This is a genomic window from Pseudonocardia sp. NPDC049154 (assembly GCF_040648315.1).
Lineage (GTDB): Bacteria > Actinomycetota > Actinomycetes > Mycobacteriales > Pseudonocardiaceae > Pseudonocardia.
Window position 1 is genome coordinate 35,906 of record NZ_JBEZDN010000025.1, and the last position, 19,738, is coordinate 55,643.

17 protein-coding genes and 2 pseudogenes are annotated in these 19,738 nt (G+C 69.9%); 16 read left to right on the plus strand and 3 right to left on the minus strand.

Annotated elements, in window-relative coordinates; all coding sequences use genetic code 11:
* The first annotated feature begins 5 nt into the window (after positions 1-5).
* Genes AB0B41_RS15250 through AB0B41_RS15270 form a run of 5 tightly spaced genes read left to right on the plus strand, consistent with a single transcriptional unit; the run spans position 6 to position 5,275 of the window.
* Positions 6-770 (plus strand): SDR family oxidoreductase, encoded by a 765-nt coding sequence (locus AB0B41_RS15250; protein ID WP_358203266.1) that lies wholly within the window; start codon positions 6-8, stop codon positions 768-770.
* A 37-nt stretch (positions 771-807) separates the two neighbouring features.
* Complete coding sequence (locus AB0B41_RS15255) at positions 808-3,195, plus strand: xanthine dehydrogenase family protein molybdopterin-binding subunit (RefSeq protein WP_358203268.1); 2,388 nt, start codon at positions 808-810, stop codon at positions 3,193-3,195.
* Positions 3,192-3,923, plus strand: a complete 732-nt coding sequence (locus tag AB0B41_RS15260; protein WP_358203271.1) for an enoyl-CoA hydratase — start codon at positions 3,192-3,194, stop codon at positions 3,921-3,923. The genes AB0B41_RS15255 and AB0B41_RS15260 overlap by 4 nt, the downstream gene beginning before the upstream one ends.
* 4 nt (positions 3,924-3,927) lie before the next feature.
* Complete coding sequence (locus tag AB0B41_RS15265; protein ID WP_358203273.1) at positions 3,928-4,737, plus strand: FAD binding domain-containing protein; 810 nt, start codon at positions 3,928-3,930, stop codon at positions 4,735-4,737.
* A gap of 10 nt (positions 4,738-4,747) precedes the next feature.
* On the plus strand, positions 4,748-5,275 hold the full coding sequence (locus AB0B41_RS15270) for a (2Fe-2S)-binding protein (RefSeq protein WP_358203276.1): 528 nt from the start codon (positions 4,748-4,750) through the stop codon (positions 5,273-5,275).
* A 35-nt stretch (positions 5,276-5,310) separates the two neighbouring features.
* Here the strand turns inward: AB0B41_RS15270 and AB0B41_RS15275 are convergent, their stop codons facing one another.
* A complete protein-coding gene (locus AB0B41_RS15275) occupies positions 5,311-5,772 on the minus strand; it encodes an Lrp/AsnC family transcriptional regulator (protein WP_358203278.1) in 462 nt (153 codons plus the stop codon).
* Between the two features lie 110 nt (positions 5,773-5,882).
* Between AB0B41_RS15275 and AB0B41_RS15280 the strand changes: the two genes are divergently transcribed.
* The 8 genes from AB0B41_RS15280 (at position 5,883) to AB0B41_RS15315 (ending at position 17,099) form a co-directional block, all read left to right on the plus strand.
* A complete protein-coding gene (locus tag AB0B41_RS15280) occupies positions 5,883-7,346 on the plus strand; it encodes a pyridoxal-dependent decarboxylase (protein WP_358203280.1) in 1,464 nt (487 codons plus the stop codon).
* Between the two features lie 128 nt (positions 7,347-7,474).
* Entirely contained in the window at positions 7,475-8,203 is a 729-nt protein-coding gene (locus AB0B41_RS15285) for a Crp/Fnr family transcriptional regulator (RefSeq protein WP_358203282.1), read from the plus strand.
* 126 nt (positions 8,204-8,329) lie between these two features.
* On the plus strand, positions 8,330-11,917 hold the full coding sequence (locus AB0B41_RS15290) for an indolepyruvate ferredoxin oxidoreductase family protein (RefSeq protein ID WP_358203285.1): 3,588 nt from the start codon (positions 8,330-8,332) through the stop codon (positions 11,915-11,917).
* A 1-nt stretch (position 11,918) separates the two neighbouring features.
* Positions 11,919-13,268: an enoyl-CoA hydratase/isomerase family protein gene (locus AB0B41_RS15295; RefSeq protein ID WP_358203286.1), complete on the plus strand. Its 1,350-nt coding sequence runs from the start codon at positions 11,919-11,921 to the stop codon at positions 13,266-13,268.
* Entirely contained in the window at positions 13,265-13,684 is a 420-nt protein-coding gene (locus tag AB0B41_RS15300) for a hotdog domain-containing protein (RefSeq protein ID WP_358203288.1), read from the plus strand. Before AB0B41_RS15295 ends, AB0B41_RS15300 begins: the two co-directional genes overlap by 4 nt.
* A 4-nt stretch (positions 13,685-13,688) precedes the next feature.
* On the plus strand, positions 13,689-15,350 hold the full coding sequence (locus AB0B41_RS15305) for an AMP-binding protein (RefSeq protein ID WP_358203291.1): 1,662 nt from the start codon (positions 13,689-13,691) through the stop codon (positions 15,348-15,350).
* Between the two features lie 4 nt (positions 15,351-15,354).
* Entirely contained in the window at positions 15,355-15,675 is a 321-nt protein-coding gene (locus tag AB0B41_RS15310; RefSeq protein ID WP_358203293.1) for a hypothetical protein, read from the plus strand.
* 89 nt (positions 15,676-15,764) lie between these two features.
* Positions 15,765-17,099 carry an MFS transporter gene (locus AB0B41_RS15315; protein WP_358203295.1) on the plus strand — a complete coding sequence of 445 codons (1,335 nt, stop codon included), beginning with the start codon at positions 15,765-15,767 and terminating at the stop codon, positions 17,097-17,099.
* A gap of 348 nt (positions 17,100-17,447) precedes the next feature.
* Here AB0B41_RS15315 and AB0B41_RS15320 read toward each other — a convergent pair.
* Both AB0B41_RS15320 and AB0B41_RS15325 read right to left on the minus strand, forming a co-directional pair.
* A pseudogene (locus AB0B41_RS15320) lies at positions 17,448-18,502 on the minus strand (transposase); the annotation flags it as partial.
* Between the two features lie 113 nt (positions 18,503-18,615).
* On the minus strand, positions 18,616-18,810 hold the full coding sequence (locus AB0B41_RS15325) for a hypothetical protein (protein ID WP_358203334.1): 195 nt from the start codon (positions 18,808-18,810) through the stop codon (positions 18,616-18,618).
* Positions 18,811-18,826: 16 nt separating this feature from the next.
* Between AB0B41_RS15325 and AB0B41_RS15330 the strand changes: the two genes are divergently transcribed.
* The 3 genes and pseudogenes from AB0B41_RS15330 (at position 18,827) to AB0B41_RS15340 (ending at position 19,738) form a co-directional block, all read left to right on the plus strand.
* Positions 18,827-19,150 (plus strand): helix-turn-helix domain-containing protein, encoded by a 324-nt coding sequence (locus tag AB0B41_RS15330; protein ID WP_358203330.1) that lies wholly within the window; start codon positions 18,827-18,829, stop codon positions 19,148-19,150.
* A 36-nt stretch (positions 19,151-19,186) separates the two neighbouring features.
* Positions 19,187-19,306: pseudogene (locus AB0B41_RS15335) on the plus strand (helix-turn-helix domain-containing protein); the annotation flags it as partial.
* Between the two features lie 198 nt (positions 19,307-19,504).
* On the plus strand, positions 19,505-19,738 hold the full coding sequence (locus AB0B41_RS15340; protein ID WP_358203297.1) for a hypothetical protein: 234 nt from the start codon (positions 19,505-19,507) through the stop codon (positions 19,736-19,738).

Here is a 19,738-nt window from a genome sequence, read left to right on the forward strand (position 1 = left end):
ACGTCATGGATCTTCAGCTGTCCGGAACGAACGTTCTGGTCACCGGCGCGGGTCAGGGTCTGGGCCGGGCGCTCGGGCTCGGTTTCGCCCGCGAGGGCGCCAACGTCGCGTTCCACTACAACTCCTCTGCCGACGGCGCCGAGAAGGCCGCTGCCGAAGCCAGTGAGCTGGGCGTCAAGGCCATCGCGGTGGGCGGTGACCTGCGCGACGCCGAGGCGGTCGCGGGCATCGTCGAGCGCACCGAGACCGAGCTCGGGCCGATCGAGGTGCTGGTCAACAACTCGGCGGTGACCAAGAAGCAGCGGTTCCTCGAGTCGACCCCCGAGGACTGGGCACCGCAGATCGACGTCACGGTCACCGGGACGCTGCAGCTGACCCACGCCGTGGCCAAGCGGATGGCCGAGCGCAAGTCCGGGTCGATCGTCAACCTCATGGGCGACTCGGGCCGGGTCGGGGAGTCCGGGCTGCTGGTCACCGCGACCGCCCGCTCCACCACCGTCGGGCTCACCCGCTCGCTGGCCAAGGAGCTGGCACGGTTCGGCATCCGCGCCAACGCCGTGTCGCTCGCGCTGGTCCGCACCGACAACTTCGACGCGCACGCCGGCACACCCGAGGCCGAGCAGATGAAGAAGATCCTCGCCCAGTACCCCCTGCGCCGGGTCGGCCACCCGGACGACATCACCCCGATGGTGCTGCTGCTCGCCTCGCCGCTGTCGTCCTGGACCACCGGGCAGGTCGTCTCGGTCAACGGCGGCTACGCGATGCCCTGACCGGTCCGGGTCGGCCACACTGCAGCAAGGAGGACAGATGAGCGTGGACAGGGCGGACGGCGCTGCGGGCGCGCCGCCGGCGACAGCGCCGGCCCCGGCGAGCGCCGCGGAAGACGAGTCCGGCTCGCTGGGCCGCAACGTCCGGCGCAAGGAGGACCGGCGGCTGATCACCGGGCACGGCCGCTACGTCACCGATATCGAGCTGCCGCGGATGCGGCACGTGGCGTTCCTGCGCAGCCCCTACGGCCACGCCCGGATCACCGGCGTGGACGCCACCGCGGCCCGCGACGCGGGATACCGGGTGTTCACCGGCCAGGACTTCGCGCACGTCGTGCTGCGAGCCCAGTCGGCGCTGCCCTCCTACGTCGAGACCGACCAGCCGATCCTCGCCCACGAGAAGGTCTGCTTCTCCGGAGAGCCGGTCGCCGCCGTCGTCGCGAAGGACCGCTACCGCGCCGAAGACGGACTGGAGCTCGTCGACATCGACTACGAGGCCCTGCCGCCGACGGTCTGCGCCTGGCAGGAGCCGCGGGAGCCGGTGCACCCGGAGGCGCCGGACAACGTGCTCCTGCAGCGCACCTTCGACGCCGGCTCGGTGACCGACGCCTTCGCCGCGGCCGATCTCGTCGTGGAGCGCGAGCTCGTCACCAACCGGCACGCCGGCAACCCGATGGAGTGCCGTGCCGGGGTGGCGCTGTGGGACGCCGCCGACGGGAAGCTGACCTTCTACAACGGCACCCAGGTGCCCCACATCGCGCGGAACATGATCGCCGCGCTGATGGGCGTGCCCGAGGGCAAGGTCCGGGTCGTCGCGCCCGATGTCGGCGGCGGGTTCGGGGTCAAGGCCGTGCTCTACCCCGAGGACGTCGCATTGTGTCTGATGGCGCGGGAGATGCCGGGGATCCCGCTGAAGTGGGTGGAGGACCGCGCCGAGCACCTGCTCGCGGCCGCCCATGCCCGCGACCACCGCTACCTGATCAAGGCCGGCTTCGCCTCCGACGGCACGCTGCTGGCCCTGGAGGCCGACGTCACGTGCAACGTCGGCGCCTACTCCGTCTACCCCTGGACGGCGGGCATCGAGCCGCTCATGGCCGGTGGGCTGCTGTCGGGCCCTTACAAGCTCGACAACTACCGGTGCACCGTGCGCGGCGTCGCCACCAACACCGCCCCGGCCGGCCCATACCGTGGCGTCGCCCGTCCGGCCAGCGTGTTCGCTATGGAGACGATGTTCGACGACGCCGCGGCACGGCTCGGCATCGACGCGATCGAGATCCGGCGCCGCAACGTCATCACCCCCGAGGACATCCCGTACAAGATGCCCTCCCGGCTGGTCGACGACTCCGGCCACTACGGCGAGTGCCTCGACAAGGCCCTCGACGCCCTGGACTACCCCGCGTTCCGCGCCGAGCAGCAACGCCGCCGCGAGGCCGGGCACAACCCGATCGGGATCGGCGTGGCGCTCTACAACGAGCTCACCGGGCTCGGTCGCGCCGCGAGCGCCGGGCCGCGGATGCCGTTCCGCACTGGCCACGACGCCTGCACCGTGCGGATCAACCCGGACGGGCGGGTCACCGTGATCTCCGGCATCACCTCCCAGGGCCAGGGCTCGGAGACCATGATCGCCCAGATCGTGTCCGACGCGATCGGTGTCCACTACGACGACGTCGACGTCCGCATCGGCGACACCGACGAGGCCCTCTGGGGCTTCGGCGCCTTCTCCTCCCGCCAAGCCGTCATCGGCGGTGGCGCGGCCCACAACACCGCGGTCGCGGTGAAGGAGAAGCTTGTCAAGCTGGCCGCCGAGCTCATCGAGGCGGCCGAGGCCGACCTGCGCGTAGTCGATGGCGAGATCTACGTGGTCGGCGAGCCCAAGGCCCAGATCTCTGTCGCCGAGGTCGCTCGGGTCGCCTATCTCGAGTCCAACCGGCTACCCGACGGCATCGACCCCGGGCTGGACGCCACCACCTTCTTCGACCCCATCCGCGGCGCCTTCGCTGCCGGCGCCCAGGCCGCGGCCGTGGAGGTCGACCGAGCCACCGGCGAGCTGCGCATCCTGAAGTACGTCTGCGTCGAGGACGCCGGCCGGGCCATGCACCCGCAGATCGTCGACGGGCAGATCGCTGGCGCCATCGCCCAGGGCCTCGGCGGGGCGATGTACGAGCACCTCGTCTACGACGACGCCGGGAACCTGTCCACCGGGACGCTGCTGGACTACCTGATGCCCACAAGCGCCGAGGTGCCCGACATGGTCATTGGCCACGTCTCGCACCAGGCCGCGAACCCGCTCGGGGTCCGCGGCGTCGGCGAGGGCGGCACCCTGGGCCCGAACGCGGTCCTCGCGGGGGCCCTGCGTGACGCCCTCGGGGTCGCCGTCGACACGCTGCCGATCACCCCCGAGAGCGTCTGGAAGGAGCTGCGGTCATGATCGAGCTGTCCTGGCATGGCCGGGTCGCCGTCGTCACCCTCGACCGGCCCGACAAGCACAACGCGCTGAACGTCGAGCTGTGCCGTCTGATCGAGGCGGCGATGACCGAGGCCGCGGAGGGCCGCGCAATCGTCCTCACCGGCAACGGCCGCAGCTTCTGCTCCGGGGCGGACCTCGACGAGGTCTACACCGCGGACTTCCGGGAAGCGCTGTACGGCATGCTGCATGCCGTCACCGACGCCCCGGTCCCGGTCGTCGCCGCGATCGACGGCGCGGCCATCGGGGCGGGCACCCAGCTGGCCATCGCCGCGGACTTCCGCGTCGTCGCCCCGCGGGCGCGATTCGCGGTCCCGACCGCACGCATCGGCCTCGCGGTGGATCCGTGGACCATCCGCCGGCTGGCCCTGCTGGCCGGCAACGGGGTGGCCCGGCGGCTGCTGCTGGCCTGCGACCAGATCGATGCCGAGGCCGCGCTGGCCGGGGGGCTGGCCGACCTGGCCGGCACCACCGAGGAGGCCGTGGCCTGGGCGCAGCAGATGGCGGAGCTGGCCCCGCTCACGCAGGCCTACTCCAAGCGGGTGCTCAACGAGGTCTTCGAGCCGGAGTTCGACGAGCTCCTGGACAAGCGGCTGCACGAGGCGTTCGAGGGGTGCTGGGCGAGCGAGGACTTCGCCGAGGGCCGCCGCTCCCGCACCGAGAAGCGCCCGCCCGTCTTCCAAGGGAGGTGAGCGCGTGAAATGCGCCCCGTTCGACTACGTCCGCGCCGGCAGCGTCGAGGAGGTCGTCAAGGTCCTCGGCGAGGCCGACGGGAACGGCAAGATCCTCGCCGGCGGCCAGAGCCTGGTCCCCGTGCTGGCCCTGCGCATGGCGCGGCCCAGCGTGCTTGTCGACGTCAACCGGATCCCGGGCCTCGGCTCGATCCGCCCAGTCGACGGCGGGCTCGAGGTCGGTGCCCTGGTCCGGCACAGCAGCCTGGTGGAGCAGACGCACTACCCGCTGCTCGCCGAGGCCGCGAAGTGGATCGGGCACACCGCCATCCGTTCGCGGGGCACCACCGGTGGCAGCATCGCTCACGCGGACCCCTCCGCGGAACTGCCCGTGGTCGCGGCCGGGACCGGCGCGACGATCACCGTCGCCGGCCCTTCGGGGGAGCGCACCATCGGCGCCGAGGAACTGTTCCTCGGTGCGCTGATGACCTCGGTCGAGGAGGACGAGATGATCGTCCGCGTCACCTTCCCGAAGCTGGACGGCTGGGGCTTCGCCGAGTTCTCGCGCCGGCACGGGGACTTCGCCCTGGTGATGGCGGTGGTGGCGAAGGTGGACGGGGTGGCCCGGGTGACCCTGGGCGGGGTCGGCGCGGTACCCGTGCGCGCCACGAGCGCCGAGCAGGTCCTCGCCGGGGGCGGCACCGCCGAAGAGGCCGCGAGGGCGGCGTCCGAGGAGATCGAGCCGACGGCCGACCTGCACGGCACGGTTCCCTTCCGCCGCGCGATCGCGGGCGAGATGGTTCGACGGGCCCTCGCCGGGGCCGGCATCGACTAGGAGCGCGACGATGGACATCACCTTCAGCGTCAACGGCGAGCGGACCCAGCTCAGCGTCGAGCCCCGCCGGACCCTGGCCGACGCTCTCCGGGAGGACGTCGGGCTCACCGGCACCCACCTGGGCTGCGAGCACGGGGTGTGCGGCGCCTGCACCGTCCTGGTGGACGGCGAGCCGGCCCGGGCCTGCCTGATGTTCGCTGTGCAGGCGGACGGCAGCTCGATCACCACGGTCGAGGGCCTGCAGGGCACGGACGGCTCGCTGCACCCGCTGCAGGAGGCCTTCGTCGAGCACCACGGCCTGCAGTGCGGCTTCTGCACTCCCGGGATGCTCATGAGCGGCCTGCACCTGCTCGACACCGAGCCCGACGCGGACCGCGAGCGGATCCGCGCCGAGATGTCGGGCAACATCTGCCGGTGCACGGGCTACCAGGGCATCGTCGACGCCCTGCAGGCCGCGCAGAGCGCGCTGCGCGGCGACGATCAGCCCGATTCCACGCCGAACACCGAGCACGGCGGAGCGCCCACCATGGGGGAGTGAGGACCGCCGCATCCCTCGCCGCCGGCTGAGCGCGTTCAGGTTGTCAGCACGCCGGAGCCCGGCGCCTGCTTAACCACCTTCATGATGAATTGCGACTTCGTGGTCGCCACGCCGGGCAGCGCCGTGAGCGTGCCCATGTAGAGCCGCTCGTAGGACTCTAAGCCGCCGACCGCGACGGTGAGCAGGTAGTCCGGGTTACCGAACATCCGCCGGCAGCTCACGATCGCCTCCACTTCCTGCACGGCCGCCTCGAACGCCTCGACCGTTGCCTGCCGCTGGTCGGCCATGTCGACGTGCACCAGCACCTGCAGCCCACGGCCCATGGCCGTCAGGTCGACGGCGGCGTGGTACCCGGTGATCACGCCGGCCTCCTCGAGCGCGCGTACCCGTCGCAGGCAGGGCGAGGGGGACAGGCCCACGCGCTGGGCCAGCTCGGTGTTGGCGATCCGACCGTCCCGCACTAACTGGTGGACAATTGCGTGATCGAGGCGATCCATGGTGAATTATGCTATCTGACGCGGGCTTCTGCGCAAAGGTTGGCACCATCTGCCGCAGTTCATTGGCTAATCTGAATGGCATCCAACGAGACGCACTTCAAGGAGCGGGAATGACCCTGGTTCTGGACGACGGCGAACGTCGCCTCGCGAACGACCTCCTCGGTCGGTTCCTGGACGAGTACGAGCAGGGCCTCGCGGATCGGCCGATCCTGCCGGACGTGGACCGTGACACGCTGGCGGAGCTGCTCGACGAGGGCTTCCCCGCCGAGGGCGTCGGGGTGGAGGGCTTCTTCCGCGACCTCGACGAGCGCATCCTGCCCAACTCCACTGCAGTCGCCCACCCGCGCTTCCTGGCCTACGTGCTGGGCCCGCCCAACGGCATCGGTGCCTACGCCGACACGGTTGCGGCCACGCTGAACCAGAACTGCAACTTCTGGCAGCTCTCGCCTGCCGCGAACGTCATCGAGCGCTCCGTGCTGACCTGGCTCGCGGGCCTGTTCGGCTTCGACACCGACCGCTCCGGCGGCATCCTGACCACAGGCGGCTCCATCGCCACGCTGAACGCCCTGACCACCGCCCTGCACGACCGGCGGCCGGACTTCCGGCGGACGGGCCTGCAGACAGGCGGGGCGCCCCTGGTCGTCTACACCTCGGCCGAGGCGCACCGCTGCGTGGACAAGGCGGCGGGCATCCTCGGGCTGGGCCTGGACAACGTGCGGCGCATCCCCACCGACGAGAACCAGCGGATGCGGGTGGACCTGCTGGCCGAGGCGATCCGGACCGACCGCGAGGCCGGCCGCGAGCCGTTCTGCGTCGTCGTCACCACGGGCACCGTCACCACCGGCGCCATCGACCCGGTCGCCGAGATCGCCGACCTGGCCGAGGCCGAGGACCTGTGGCTGCACGTCGATGGGGCCTACGGCGCCCTGTTCGTGCTCGCCGAGCAGACCGCGAGCCTGTTCTCCGCGGTGTCGCGAGCGGATTCGGTGGCCCTGGACCCGCACAAGCTGCTGTTCGCGCCCCTGGAGGCCGGCTGCCTGCTGGTAAAGGACGCGGAGAAGCTGCGCCGCGCGTACGCCTACTCTTCGTCCTACCTCACGGTGCAGGAGGACCCGCTGATGCGGGACTACATGGACTACGGCCCGCAGCTGTCCCGCAACTTCAAGGCGCTCAAGATCTGGGCTGCGCTGCGCACATTCGGCACCGAGGCCTTCCGCTCAGCCCTGAGCTCGATGCTCGACCTGTCGACCTACCTCGCGCAGCGGGTGGAGCAGGAGCCCTCGTTGCGGCTCATGGCACCGGTCATGCTGACCGCCGTGTGTGTACACGTCCCGGGCCTGTCGCACGAGGGGCACACCGAGCTGCTGGCCAAGCTCGCCGCGGAGGGCACCGCCCTGCTGGGCCCCGCCGTCGTCGACGGCCAGGCCGGCATGCGGGCCTGCGTGACGAACCACCGCACCACTCGCGTGGACATCGACACGATCGTCGGCCGGCTCGTCGAGCTTGTCACCGAGCTGAGGCTGACGGGGGTTAGTGCGGTTGCGCCAGCGCCGGCGGAGGATCTCAATGGCTAACGTTCGTTCGCAGCCGGCTTCATGCGGCGCCCATATCCTCGACCGAGCAGCCAACTTGTCCACATGTCGACTGAGTTATGGCTAACGGACGCTAGTATCGGACCGAGGTGGCGTCGCAGGAGGTGGCCATGGCATCCCGACATGACATGGGTGGGCGGGGCGGGTGGATGCGGTCCCCGGCAGTGTCGATCACGTCGCCGTTCCTGCTCACCGAGGACCCCTCGATCGCGCAGAAGATCGCTGCTCTGGGGGAGGCGCGTGTGTACCGGAACGGGGAGTTCGTCTACCGACAGGGTTCGCTCTCAGACTACTTCTATCAAGTTGTCGACGGGCGACTACGGATCTACCTGAGCCGCGCGGACGGCTCCGAGCGGGTGCTGTCCTACGCCGAGCCCGGCGCCGGGATCGGCGAGTCCACCTGTTTCGACGGCCTGCCGCGCTACGCCTCCTGTGTCGCGATGGTGGACAGCGAACTGCTGGCGGTCAGCAGGCGCGCCGTGCTCGACGCGGGCCGTCGGGAGCCGGAGATCCTGGTGGAGATGACCCGGCGGATCTCCCGCAAGGCGCGCTTGTTCGCCATGCACATCGCGGCGGACGGGCTGCCGGCGTGCGGCCGCGTCGCCCTGATGCTCGACCATCTCGTGGAGGCTTACGGGGTCGAGCGGCCCGAGGGCGTCCACCTGCGCGTGCAGTACTCCCTCGACGAGCTCGCGCTCATGATCGGCGTGACCCGCGTGACGATGAGCCGCGAGCTGGCCCGGCTGATCGACGAGGGCCTAGTGATCCGCAAAGGACGCGAGATCGTGGTCCCGGACGTGGCGGCGCTGCGGGCCGTGGCCGGTGACTATCGCCCGTAAGCCCAACCTGACCTGCGGAGATCGAGATTCCTCGACCTGTCTCGCGGTCTGTATCACGTGTTACCGACAGTGGTCCCGTCACTCGACATGCTTCGAGTGTCATCACTGCGAGGACGTGGAGCACACATGACGACAGTCGACGCCCCTCGCGTCGAGGAGTCTCGCCCGGCGAGCACGGTCTCGCTCGGCGACCGGTTCCGGCTCGAGGAGGGCCGGGTCTTCCTCACGGGGATTCAGGCGCTCGTGCGGGCGCCGCTCGAGCAGGTGCGCCGCGACCGTCGGGCCGGCCTCCGCACCGGTGGTTTCGTCACCGGCTTCCCGGGCTCGCCGCTCGGCGGTTACGACCTTGCGCTCAAGCAGAACCGGCCGCTGCTCGACGAGCACGGCATCGTCCATCAGATGGGCCAGAACGAGGAGCTTGCCGCGGCGGCCCTGATGGGTACCCAGCTGCTGGAGCGCTACCCGCACAGCCACTACGACGGGGTAACGGGCTTCTGGTACGGCAAAGGGCCCGGTCTCGACCGGGCGGGCGACTCGCTGCGCCACGGCAATTTCGCCGGCACCACCACGCACGGCGCGGTGGTCGTGCTCTCTGGTGAGGACCACGAGGCGAAGAGCTCGTCACTGCCTTATGAGCAGGAATACGCGTTCGCCCACGCCGGGATCCCGGTCTTGTACCCCTCCTCGGTGGAGGAGTTCCTGACCTACTCCGCGCATGCGATCGGCATGTCCCGCTACTCCGGCTGCTGGGTCGCGATGAAGCTGATCGGCCAGCTGTGCGACGGCGGCCAGACGATCGACCTCGACCCCGATCGGCTGAAGATTGTGGTGCCCGAGTTCGAGATCGACGGGCGTCCCTTCCGCAAGTGGCAGGATCACTCGTTCTTCCCCGGCAAGGTCGTGGAGACCGAGCAGCACGTCTTCGCCGAGCGGCACCCGGCGGCCGTGGCCTACGCGAAGGTCAACGGGCTCAACGAGATCAAGGTCCGCGGTGAGCACGACTCGCTCGGCCTGGTCACCGCGGGCAAGAGCTACGCGGACACCCTGCAGGCGTTGCGTGACCTCGGCATCGGGGAGAACGACCTGCGCGTGGCCGGTGTCCGCCTGATCAAGATCGGCGCGATCTACCCGCTGGACGCGGAGTTCGTCCGCGAGGCCACCCGCGACCTCGATGAGGTCGTGGTCGTGGAGGAGAAGCGGCCAATCCTCGAGGACGCGATCAAGGTCGCTCTCTGCAACGTGCCGTCGGGCCCGCGGGTGCACGGCAAGTGCGACCTCGAGGGCCGGGTGCGCTTCGCCGAGTACGGCAGCCTCGACGCCGACGCCGTCGCGCGCGGGCTGGCCCCGATGCTGCGCCCGCGCCTGCGCGAGCAGATCATCCTGGACCGGCGCACGGAGGAGCTCGAGGCCGTCTCGGCCCGCGACTACTCCGCGAACCTCAAGCGCTCGCCGAACTACTGCTCGGGCTGCCCGCACAACGTCTCCACGATCGTGCCCCAGGGTCAGGTCGCCTGGGGCGCACCAGGTTGTCACATCTTCGCGGCGGTCATGGAGCAGCCCGAACGTCAGATCGACGCCACCTTCCCGCTCGGGGGCGAGGGCGTTGCGTGGATCGGGCTTAGCCCGTTCACCGACATGGAGCACGTCATCCAGAACCAGGGTGACGGCAGCCTGTTCCACTCCAGCTACCTGAGCATCCGCTGGTCGATCGCCGCCGGCGTGAAGATGACCTACCGCATCCTCTACAACGGCGCGGTCGCCAACACCGGCGCTCAGGAGCCGATCGGCCAGGCCGAGGTCCCGAAGCTGGCCAACCTGCTCGCCCTCGAGGGCGTGAAGAAGATCGGCATCATCGCCGAGGACCCGGCGGTCTACCGCAAGGCGGACCTGCCCCCGATCGCCTCGGTGCACGGCGCCGGGGACGTGCAGAAGGTCCTCAAGGATCTCGAGCAGGTCGACGGCGTGACGGTCTTCCTCTACGACGGGGAGTGCGCCAACGAGCGCCGTCGCCGCCGCAAGCGGGGCACCGCGCCCAAGGCCACCGAGTTCGTGGTGATCAACGAGGATGTCTGCGAGAACTGCGGGGACTGCGGCGAGGTCACGAACTGCATGTCGCTGCACAAGAGCGACACCGAGTTCGGGCCCAAGACCACGATCCACCAGTCGTCCTGCAACCAGGACCACTCGTGTCTCAAGGGCGACTGCCCGTCCTTCGTCACCGTGCACAGCGAGGAGGGGTTCGCGGCGCCGGTCTACACCCCGCTGGAGATCGACGCGGTCGCGGAGCCGGAGCGCCCCGCGCTGGACCGGCCCTACCACGTGTTCGTGCCCGGTGTCGGCGGCACCGGTGTGCTCACCCTGAACTCAATGTTGGCCTGGGCCGCGCTGGTCGACGGGGCCGAGGCTGTCAGCTACGACCAGACCGGCGCCGCCCAGAAGTGGGGCGCGGTGCTGAGCAGCCTGGTGCTGACCCCGCGCGGTGAGCGGGCGGACTCGAACAAGGTCGGCATCGGCCGCGCGGACCTCTACCTGGCCGTCGACGCGATGGCCGCGGCGGACCCGGTGAACCTGGACCGCTGCTCGCCCGAGCACACCGCGGCGCTGGTCAACACCGGACTGCTGCCCAGCGGCGAGATGATCCGCAACAGCCGCCTGGACGTGTCGGTCGACCCGATGATCGACTCGGTCTCCCGGTTCACGGCCCGCGTGGTCGCCGTGGACGCCCGGGCTATCGCCGAGACCCTGTTCGGCGACTACATGGCCACGAACATGGTGGCGGTGGGTGCGGCGTACCAGGCGGGCCTGCTGCCGATCTCCTCGTCCGCGATCGAGGAGGCCATCCGCCTCAATGGCACGGCCAAGGTGCAGAACCAGCAGGCGTTCCGCTACGGGCGGCTTGCCGTGGCCGACCCGGCCCGGGTCGCCGCGCTGATCTCGCCGCCGCCGCGCGACGCCGAGCAGGAGCGCGAGCACGCCCGCGGCCAGCTCGCCGAGCGCGAGCGCGCCCGCTACGACGCGCTCGTCGCGAAGGTCGCGGACCTGGCCGAGGAGGACCGGCGCCTGCTGGCCGTCCGGATCGGCGAGTTGATCGCCTTCCAGGACGCCGACTACGCGGGCCGCTACGTCGACGTCGTGCTGGACGTGGCCCGCCGCGAGCAGGAGCGCCTCGGGGACAAGGCCGGCCTGCCGATCACCCGCGAGGTGATCCGCAACCTCTACAAGCTCATGGCCTACAAGGACGAGTACGAGGTCGCCCGCCTGCATCTGCGGGCCAGCCGCGAGCACCGCGTCTCGAGCCAGTTCGCCGGCAAGGTGAAGATCGTTTACAACCTGCACCCGCCGATGCTGCGCGCGATGGGCATGAAGAACAAGCTCAAGGTCTCCGCCCGCGTGCTCGACCCGGCGTTCGCCGTGCTGAGCGGCATGAAGAAGGTCCGCGGCACCAGGCTGGACCTCTTCGGCCGCGACCGCGTGCGGGTCGAGGAGCGCCGCCTGATCGACTGGTACATCGACCTCGTCCGCACCTCGATGGACGAGCTCAAGTTGCAGAACAAGGCCGCCGTGCTGGACATCGCCCGGCTGCCCGACGGCATCCGCGGCTACGAGGACATCAAGCTGCGGTCGGCGGCCGAGGCCATCGAGCGCGCGGAGGTCCTGCGCGGCCGACTCAAGAACACCCGGTCCCTGCCCCTGCTGACGACGACGGAGAGCTGACATGGTCGACACCTCTCACAGCCCGATCGAGCTGACCCGCGACTTCGACAAGGATGCAGCGCTCGTCTCGGAGCTGTTCGCCGGCCTGGATGCCGAGCTGGCGAAGCTGCCCGCCAAGGCAGAGCGCACCGAGGAGCAGGACGCCGCGGCGTCGGCACTCCTGGATCGTGGCCGCGCCGCCCGCGAGGACTTCCTCGCGGTGCACGTCGCGACCCTGTACGACACGCTGACCGAGGGCCGCACTCGGCTGCTGCGGGTGGCCGAGCTGGCCTACGCCGCCGCGGACCTGGTTCCCGGCCTGGTGCCCACCCGGGAGCGGATCGCCGAGGAGCGCACCCACCCGCAGAAGCACAAGGAGGGCTGGGAGTACGACCAGGGCATCCTGATCTCCCGCGTCCTCGACAACCCGGTCGCCGGCTACCACCTCATGCACGCCATGGCGCAGCCGCTGCCTGAGGCCCTCGAGCTGCTTGACGAGCTGCGTCGGACAGACCGCGTGGACCTCGGCACCAGTCTCGTGGAGCGCAAGGGCAACGTCGGGCACCTGACGATCCAGCACCACAAGTACCTCAACGCCGAGGACGACGAGTCCACCCGGGCGATGGAGATCGCCACGGACCTCATCCTCCTCGACGACCGGATCGACGTCGGGCTGCTGCGCGGCGCCGAGGCGCAGCACCCGAAATATCTGGGCCGCCGGGTGTTCGACGCGGGTGTCAACCTGACTCGGCTCTACCACGGCGAGATCTCGCTCATCGAGTTCTTCATCGAGCGGGAGCTGGGCCTGATCACCAAGTGGTTCCGCGGGCACTCGATCGGCGACGGCGAGGTGTCCGTCGTGGAGCGCCGCCACGAGAAGCCGTGGATCGCGGCCGTGGACTCGTTCGCCATCGGCGGCGGCTGCCAGTACCTGCTGGTCATGGACCGGGTCATCGCCCGCTCTGGCGCCTACGTCAACCTGCCGGCCCGCCGGGAGGGCTTCCTGCCTGGCTGCGGCAACATGCGCCTGCCGCGCTTCGTGGGAGAGAAGGTGGCCCGTCAGGGCATCTTCTTCAACCGCGACATCTACGTGGACTCGCCCGAGGGCCGCCAGATTGTCGACGACCTGGTCGTGGACGAGGAGGGCATGCAGGCGGCCATCGCCGACGCCGTCGACGCGCTCACAGCCACCGGCCCCGTCGGCATCAACGCCAACCGCACCGAGATGCGGATCGGGGCCGAGCCGCTGGAGACCTTCCGCGCCTACATGGCGAACCTGTCGATCCTGCAGGCCAAGTGTATGTACTCGCCGGCGATCATCCGCAACCTCGAGCTGGCCTGGGACCCGAAGCGTCGCGGTGGTGTGAAGTGAGCGCCCCGGACACCACCGTGCCCGACGCCCTCAAGCCCGGTACGATCGAACACCGGGTCGACGCCGGGGACTGCGTGAACCGCGGCGGGTACGACGTCCTCGCGACCCCGTCGGTCGTACGGCTCCTCGAGGAGGCCGCGATGGTTGCGGTCGAGCCGCTGCTGAAGTCGGGCCAGAGCTCGGTCGGATCCACAGTGGATATCGTCCATGTCCGCCCGACACTGCGCGGGCAACTGGTCACGGCCACAGCGACCGTCGTCGAGGTCGACCGGCGCCGGATCTTGATGTCAATCGAAGTGTTCGACGACGTCGAGCGCATCGCGCACGGCCGCCACGAGCGGTTCGTGGTGGACGAGGACGACTTCGGGGCCCGCCTGGCACACAAGGCGGAACACGCGACCGCAGCCGGAGGGTGAGCCGGTGAATCACCCCTCCTACGCGTGTGGCCGGGCGGATCTGCCACTGCTCGGCGAGACCATCGGTGAGAACCTGCGGCGGGTCGCCGAGCGCAGCGGCGGGCGTACAGCGCTCGTCGACGTGGCACTCGGCGTCCGCGCGACCTACGCCGAGCTGTGGGAGCGCGCGGGCCGGGTCGCGGGCGCGCTGCTGGCCCGGGGCGTCATCAACGGCGACCGAGTCGGCGTGTGGGCGACGAACAGGTACGAGTGGATCGTCCTGCAGTTCGCTACGGCGCGGATCGGCGCGGTGCTCGTTGCGCTCAACCCGACGTATGAGAGTGCGGAGCTCGCGTACGCCGTACGGCACTCGGGGACCTCGGTGTTGTTCCACTCCGCGTGGTACCGCAAGACGAACTGTGCCGCGGTCGTCGCCGAGATCGCGAGGGAGTGCCCGCAGCTGCGCGAGTCCGTGGTTTTCGAGGACGGCTGGGCGCAGTTCGAGGCCGGGGACCCCGGGCCGGTCACCGAGGCCGAGCGCCGGGTCGACATCGACGACCCGGTGGCGATCCAGTACACCTCCGGCACCACGGGCCGCCCGAAGGGCGCCACTCTGACCCACCACAACCTGCTCAACAACGGCTACCTCATCGGTGCACAGGCCGGCTTCACCGAGCAGGACCGCATCTGCGTGCCGGTGCCGCTGTTCCACTGCTTCGGGATGGTGCTCGGCACCTTGGGGGCCAGCACGCACGGGGCCACGCTCGTCCTCCCGGGCGGCGCTTTCGATGCGCTCTCCACCCTGGAAGCCGTCGCGAGCGAGCGGTGCACAGCCGTCTACGGAGTGCCGACGATGTACCTGGCGATGCTCGAGCACCCCGAGCTGGAGCGCATCGACCTGAGCTCGCTGCGCACCGGCCTGATCGGCGGCGCACCCTGCCCCCCGGACCTACTCGGGTCGATCCGCACGCGCCTGCACATCCCGCACCTGTCCACGGTGTGCGGCATGACGGAGACCTCGCCGATCTCCACGCAGACGCTGCCCTCGGACCCTACGGAGATCCGGGACCACACAGTCGGCAGGCCGACCCCACACGTCGAGGTCAAGATCGTCGACCCGACGACGGGGCGAGTCGTGCCCATCGGAACGCCAGGCGAGCAGTGCACCCGAGGCTACAGCGTCATGCGCGGCTATTGGGAGAACGACGAGGCGACCGCCGCAGCCATCAGCTCCTCGGGCTGGATGCACACCGGTGACCTGGCTGTGATGGACGAGCAGGGCACGGTCCGCATCGTCGGCCGACTCAAGGACGTGATCATCCGCGGGGGCGAGAACATCTACCCCAGAGAGGTCGAGGAGCTTCTGCGGGGCCACCCAGGTGTCAGTGACGCCCAGGTGATCGGGATCCCCCACGAACGCTACGGAGAGCAGGTGATGGCCTGGGTACGCCCGAAGGAGGGCACACAGCTCGACGCCTCCGAGCTGACCTCATTCTGCAGGGGGCGGATCAGCCGTTCCAAGATCCCGGCACTGTGGCGCTTCACGGACACCTTCCCCACCACCGCGAGCGGGAAGATCCAGAAATTCCGCATGCGGCAGATCGCGCTCGAGGAGCTCGACGGCGGTGCCGGCCCGGAGGACGAGAAACGGCCAAAGATCGGATCGTCCGCGCCGGTGAAGGTCTGACGGCATGATCGAGACCGAGAGGAGTTCGGCCAGGATGACCGTCACGAGCGTGATGCTCGACGATGACGGCATCCTCCTGAGCGGGCATCTGCTGGTCCTCGCCAACGCGGCGAGCATCGCGGTACTGGCCCCGGGCGGGGCCGGTACCTCCCGGTACGTCGTCGACGTCCTTGGGCCCCTTCCCGGAGCCGGTGCTGTTCTGCTGGCTGAAGCCAGCCTGGCCACGGACACGGATCACCAGGTCATCTGCGACACAGTGATCCGCCACGAGACCACGGGTCTACCGGTCGCCGCCCTCGTGCGGCACTACATCGACGTCGATTAACCCGATCCGCCGATCCCTGGCAGGACAAGGCCGGGAACCCGCAGTCCGCGCCACCCACAGTCCAGTTCGACCTTCCTCGAAAGGGAGCCATGACCTCGACCGGTGCAACGCAGCACAATCCCATGGCCCGTGTCGCATTCGCGAGCATGACCGGCACGGTGATCGAGTTCTACGACTTCTTCGTCTACGGTACGGCTGCCGCGCTCGTGTTCAACAAGGTGTTCTTCCCTGAGCTCGGGGCAGCTCAGGGCACCCTGCTTGCGCTAGCGACGTTCGGTGTCGCGTTCGTGGCACGACCGTTCGGTTCCATCCTGTTCGGGCATTACGGTGACCGGATCGGCCGCAAGCGGACCCTGGTCACAACCCTGCTCATGATGGGTCTGTCCACGGTCGCGATCGGGATCCTGCCTTCCACTGACACGATCGGCGTCCTCGCGCCGATTGTGCTGGTGGTCCTGCGCATCGTGCAGGGTCTCGCCGTGGGCGGTGAGTGGGCTGGTGCGACGCTGCTCGCCGCCGAGAACGCGCCGAAGGCCAAGCGCGGCAGATACGCGCTCTATCCGCAGCTGGGTCCGTCCGTGGCGTTCGCGCTGTCCAGCGCAACCTTCCTGGTTACCGCTCTCACGATGTCCAACGAGGCGTTCCTGAGCTGGGGCTGGCGACTGCCCTTCATCGGCAGCATCCTACTTGTCGGTCTGGGGCTGTTCGTCCGCCTGAAGATCGAGGAGACCGAGTCGTTCAAGGCGGCTAAGAACTCCGGCTCGATCTCCAAACTGCCTGTAATCGACGTGATCACCCGCCAGCCGCGCGAGATCATCCTCGGCTCATTCATGACGACCACAGTGTTCGGCTTCTTCTACATCGGCGTCACCTACCTGACCACCTACGGCACTGCGGTGTTGAAGCACCCGCGTACCACGGTCCTCGCCCTCGGCATCCTAGGCGGACTCGCCTTCGCGGCTACCACGATCGCCGGCGCGACCTGGTCCGACCGGGCGGGCCGCAAGAAGCTCGTGCTGTGGGGCAACCTGGCCTCGATCGCCGTCGGCGTCGTCGCGTTCCCGGTGCTGGACATCGGAACTGCGTGGGCCTTCGGCCTGGGCCTGTGCCTCGTCCTCGGCGTGGTCGGCTTCGCCTACGGCCCGGTCGGTGCGATGCTACCCGAGCTGTTCAGCGCCCAGTACCGCTACACCGGTGCCGGCCTGTCCTACAACCTCGCGGGCGTACTCGGCGGCGCGATCACGCCGCTGGTCGCTGGGGTGCTCGTCGACTCGTTTGGCAGCATCGCACTCGGGTTCTACCTCGCCTTCCTGGCACTGGTGAGCACGCTCTGCACCTTAGGGCTGCGGGACACGCGCCACGTCGAGATGACGACGGTCGTTCCGCCCACCATGACCGAGGGGCTGCAGGGCGCATCGAGCTGACCCTGCCGACTGGTCCTCAAGGATCAGACCGGTCGGGATGAAGATTCCCTTGCGAGGACCGATGGGCTCGGCGGCCGAGCCTCGGTATCACCGGTGATCGCTGGGAGGAGATCCGAGAGGGTAGTCATGCGCGCTCTACACCCAGGCGGTCGCAGGCTCGAACCCTGCCGTGCTCACCAGCTCAGCCCGGACGGTGTGTTGCTTGAGGCACAACACGACGGTGGCATGAGCCCATCCAGTGTCCTACGCCTGAAATTCGCTAGTTACTTCGACCTGAAGAAGGCCGATCGTGCTGAGGCGGGTGGGGGCCGGGCGGCGTGCGGGGTGTGTTGATCTCCGCCCGGTGGTGTCGAGGGTGTGGTCGAACACGATGCCGTCGTCGTTGTCGAGGACCTGGGCCTTGTAGCCGAACTCCTCCGGCTTGCCGAGTCGGCCCTTCGCGATCGGGCGGGCGTCGCCGTCGTGCAGGCTGACCCGCCGCGTCGCCCCGTCCGGGGTGGTCCCGGACAGGCGCCTGCGGGTCTGCGCAGCGATCCGTCGGGTCGCATCCAACAGATCAGTGAGGTCGTTCACGGCGCGGCCGAGCTGTCCTCGCTTGCGGCCGGCGGCCGCATCGCCGAGGCCGGCTGCGGCGAGTTCGGCCGCCTTCGCTGTGGGCATGACGCAGCGCTCGGCGGCCGTTGACCAGCAGCGCCTCGGCCTCGGCGGCGGCCGTCTCCGCGAGCCCGGCCAGCTCACCGGTGATCCGGCGCACCACAGCCTGGGCTTCGTCGCGGGTCTGCGCGCCGCGCAGCCGCAGCTTCGCCCCGATCTCCCGGGCCCGCCGGCCGGCGGAGCGGCTGCGATCCCGCAGCCGGGTGCGGGTGGCCCCACCCGCGGCCTGCACCCGCCGCCCGGCCGCGGCGGTCCGCCGCACCGCGCGGGCCAGCAGCCCGGAGTCGGTCGGGTAGGACACGTCGGCCGGGACCACGGTGGTGTCCGCGCGCAGCCAGCTGGTGCGCAACAGCTTCGCCTGCGCGGCCTTGGCCAGCAGCGCCTCGTTGCGCCCCTCTACCGCCGCGGTGCTACACCGGGTGGTCAGCTTCATCAGCGTGGTCGGGTGCGGCTCGTGCCCGTCGAGCGGGATCCGGCAGAACCGCCGCCACGTGATCGAGTCGGCCACCTCGCGGCACAGCGACTCATACCCCAGCCGGTAGCGGGACTTGAGGAACATCAACCGCAGGTAGACCTCCATCGGCGTGGACGGCCGGCCCAGCCGTGGATCGAAGAACGCCACAAACGGGGCGAAGAACACCGGATCATCCAGCAGCGCGTCGACCAGGCCAGCTCCTCGGGCAGCCGCAGCAGCTCCTCGGGAAGCACCGCTCCCACAAACTCACCTCGGCTGCATGTGTCCGCAGCATCAGGCCCCGTTTCCCCTGCTCACCGCCGCTAGCAGGCCATTCTCCCGGTCATACGCCCCTGATCACGGGAGGCGCGCCGCCCCATCTGCGCAGGTCAGAAGCCTAGGAAGCCGCTACTTCTTCAGGTCGAAGTAGTTATCAGTCGGCTGGCTGGTCGTGCCGAGTAGGGGCCGGCCGGTAGCCGAGGTGACTCTGACCGACGAGCAGCGCGAGACGCTGATCCGGTGGTCGCGGCGGGCGAAGTCGTCGCAGGCGCTGGCGTTGCCCAGCACGATCGTGCTGGCCGCGGCCGAGGGGCTGTCGAACACCGCGATCGCGCAGGAGGTGGGCTGTCACACGGTCACGGTCGGCAAGTGGCTGGCCCGCTTCGTGGGCGCAGGCCTAGACGGGCTGTCCGACGAGCCCCGCCCGGGCGCCCCACGGACGATCAGCGACGAGCAGATCGAGCAGGTCGTGGTGGCTCCCTGGAGCGCACCCCGACCGAGGCCACGCACTGGTCGCGCGCGTCGATGGCCGCCGAGAGCGGCCTGTCGCGGTCGACCGTGGGGCGGATCCGGAAGGCCTTCGGGCTCAAGCCCACCAGGTGGACACGTTCAAGCTGTCGACCGGCCCGCACCCGGCCGGCCTCACCGCGGTGGTGAGGCGTGACTCACCCGCGCACCGGACCCGGCGCGGTCGCGGCTCCTGGGCACGGCGAGCCGGATCTTCTACTCCGAGGGACTGCATTCGGTTGGGGTCGACCGTCTCATCACGGAGGCGGACACGACCCGGGCCACGTTCTACCGGCATTTCCCGGGCAGGGAGGACCTCGTCGTCTCGTACCTGGAGGAGGCCGACCGCGTCCTGCGGGCCCGTTTCGCGGGGGCCGAGGAGACGGGCGGGCCGGCCGATGAGCTGCTGCGCGCGGTCGCCGCGGACATCGCAGGGGACATCTGGCGGGAGGGCTTCCAGGGATGCGCCTTCCTCGACGCCGCCGCCGAGTACCTCGATCCCGAGCACCCCGTGCGCCGGCGCGTCGCCGAGCACCGCGACTGGTTCCTCGGCGCCGTGACCGACCTGTTGTCCCGGGTCGGTGAAGGCCCGGCGGAGCCCGTGGGCCGGCACTTCGTCATGTTGCGGGACGGCGCGATGGTGGCCGGCTGCCTGGCGGAGCCGGAGGCTGTGAGCAGGACCTTCCTCGACGGCGTCGAGGGCCTGCTGTGGTCCCGCTCCGTGCCCGGCACCCACCGGCCCTGA

What these genes read in the sequence shown, in the direction of transcription:
- AB0B41_RS15250 (WP_358203266.1), top strand. Translation starts at nt 6, where the DNA reads ATGGATCTTCAGCTGTCCGGAACGAACGTTCTGGTCACCGGCGCGGGT.
- AB0B41_RS15255 (WP_358203268.1), top strand. Translation starts at nt 808, where the DNA reads ATGAGCGTGGACAGGGCGGACGGCGCTGCGGGCGCGCCGCCGGCGACA.
- AB0B41_RS15260 (WP_358203271.1), top strand. Translation starts at nt 3,192, where the DNA reads ATGATCGAGCTGTCCTGGCATGGCCGGGTCGCCGTCGTCACCCTCGAC.
- AB0B41_RS15270 (WP_358203276.1), top strand. Translation starts at nt 4,748, where the DNA reads ATGGACATCACCTTCAGCGTCAACGGCGAGCGGACCCAGCTCAGCGTC.
- AB0B41_RS15275 (WP_358203278.1), bottom strand. Translation starts at nt 5,772, where the DNA reads ATGGATCGCCTCGATCACGCAATTGTCCACCAGTTAGTGCGGGACGGT.
- AB0B41_RS15280 (WP_358203280.1), top strand. Translation starts at nt 5,883, where the DNA reads ATGACCCTGGTTCTGGACGACGGCGAACGTCGCCTCGCGAACGACCTC.
- AB0B41_RS15285 (WP_358203282.1), top strand. Translation starts at nt 7,475, where the DNA reads ATGGCATCCCGACATGACATGGGTGGGCGGGGCGGGTGGATGCGGTCC.
- AB0B41_RS15290 (WP_358203285.1), top strand. Translation starts at nt 8,330, where the DNA reads ATGACGACAGTCGACGCCCCTCGCGTCGAGGAGTCTCGCCCGGCGAGC.
- AB0B41_RS15295 (WP_358203286.1), top strand. Translation starts at nt 11,919, where the DNA reads ATGGTCGACACCTCTCACAGCCCGATCGAGCTGACCCGCGACTTCGAC.
- AB0B41_RS15310 (WP_358203293.1), top strand. Translation starts at nt 15,355, where the DNA reads ATGATCGAGACCGAGAGGAGTTCGGCCAGGATGACCGTCACGAGCGTG.
- AB0B41_RS15315 (WP_358203295.1), top strand. Translation starts at nt 15,765, where the DNA reads ATGACCTCGACCGGTGCAACGCAGCACAATCCCATGGCCCGTGTCGCA.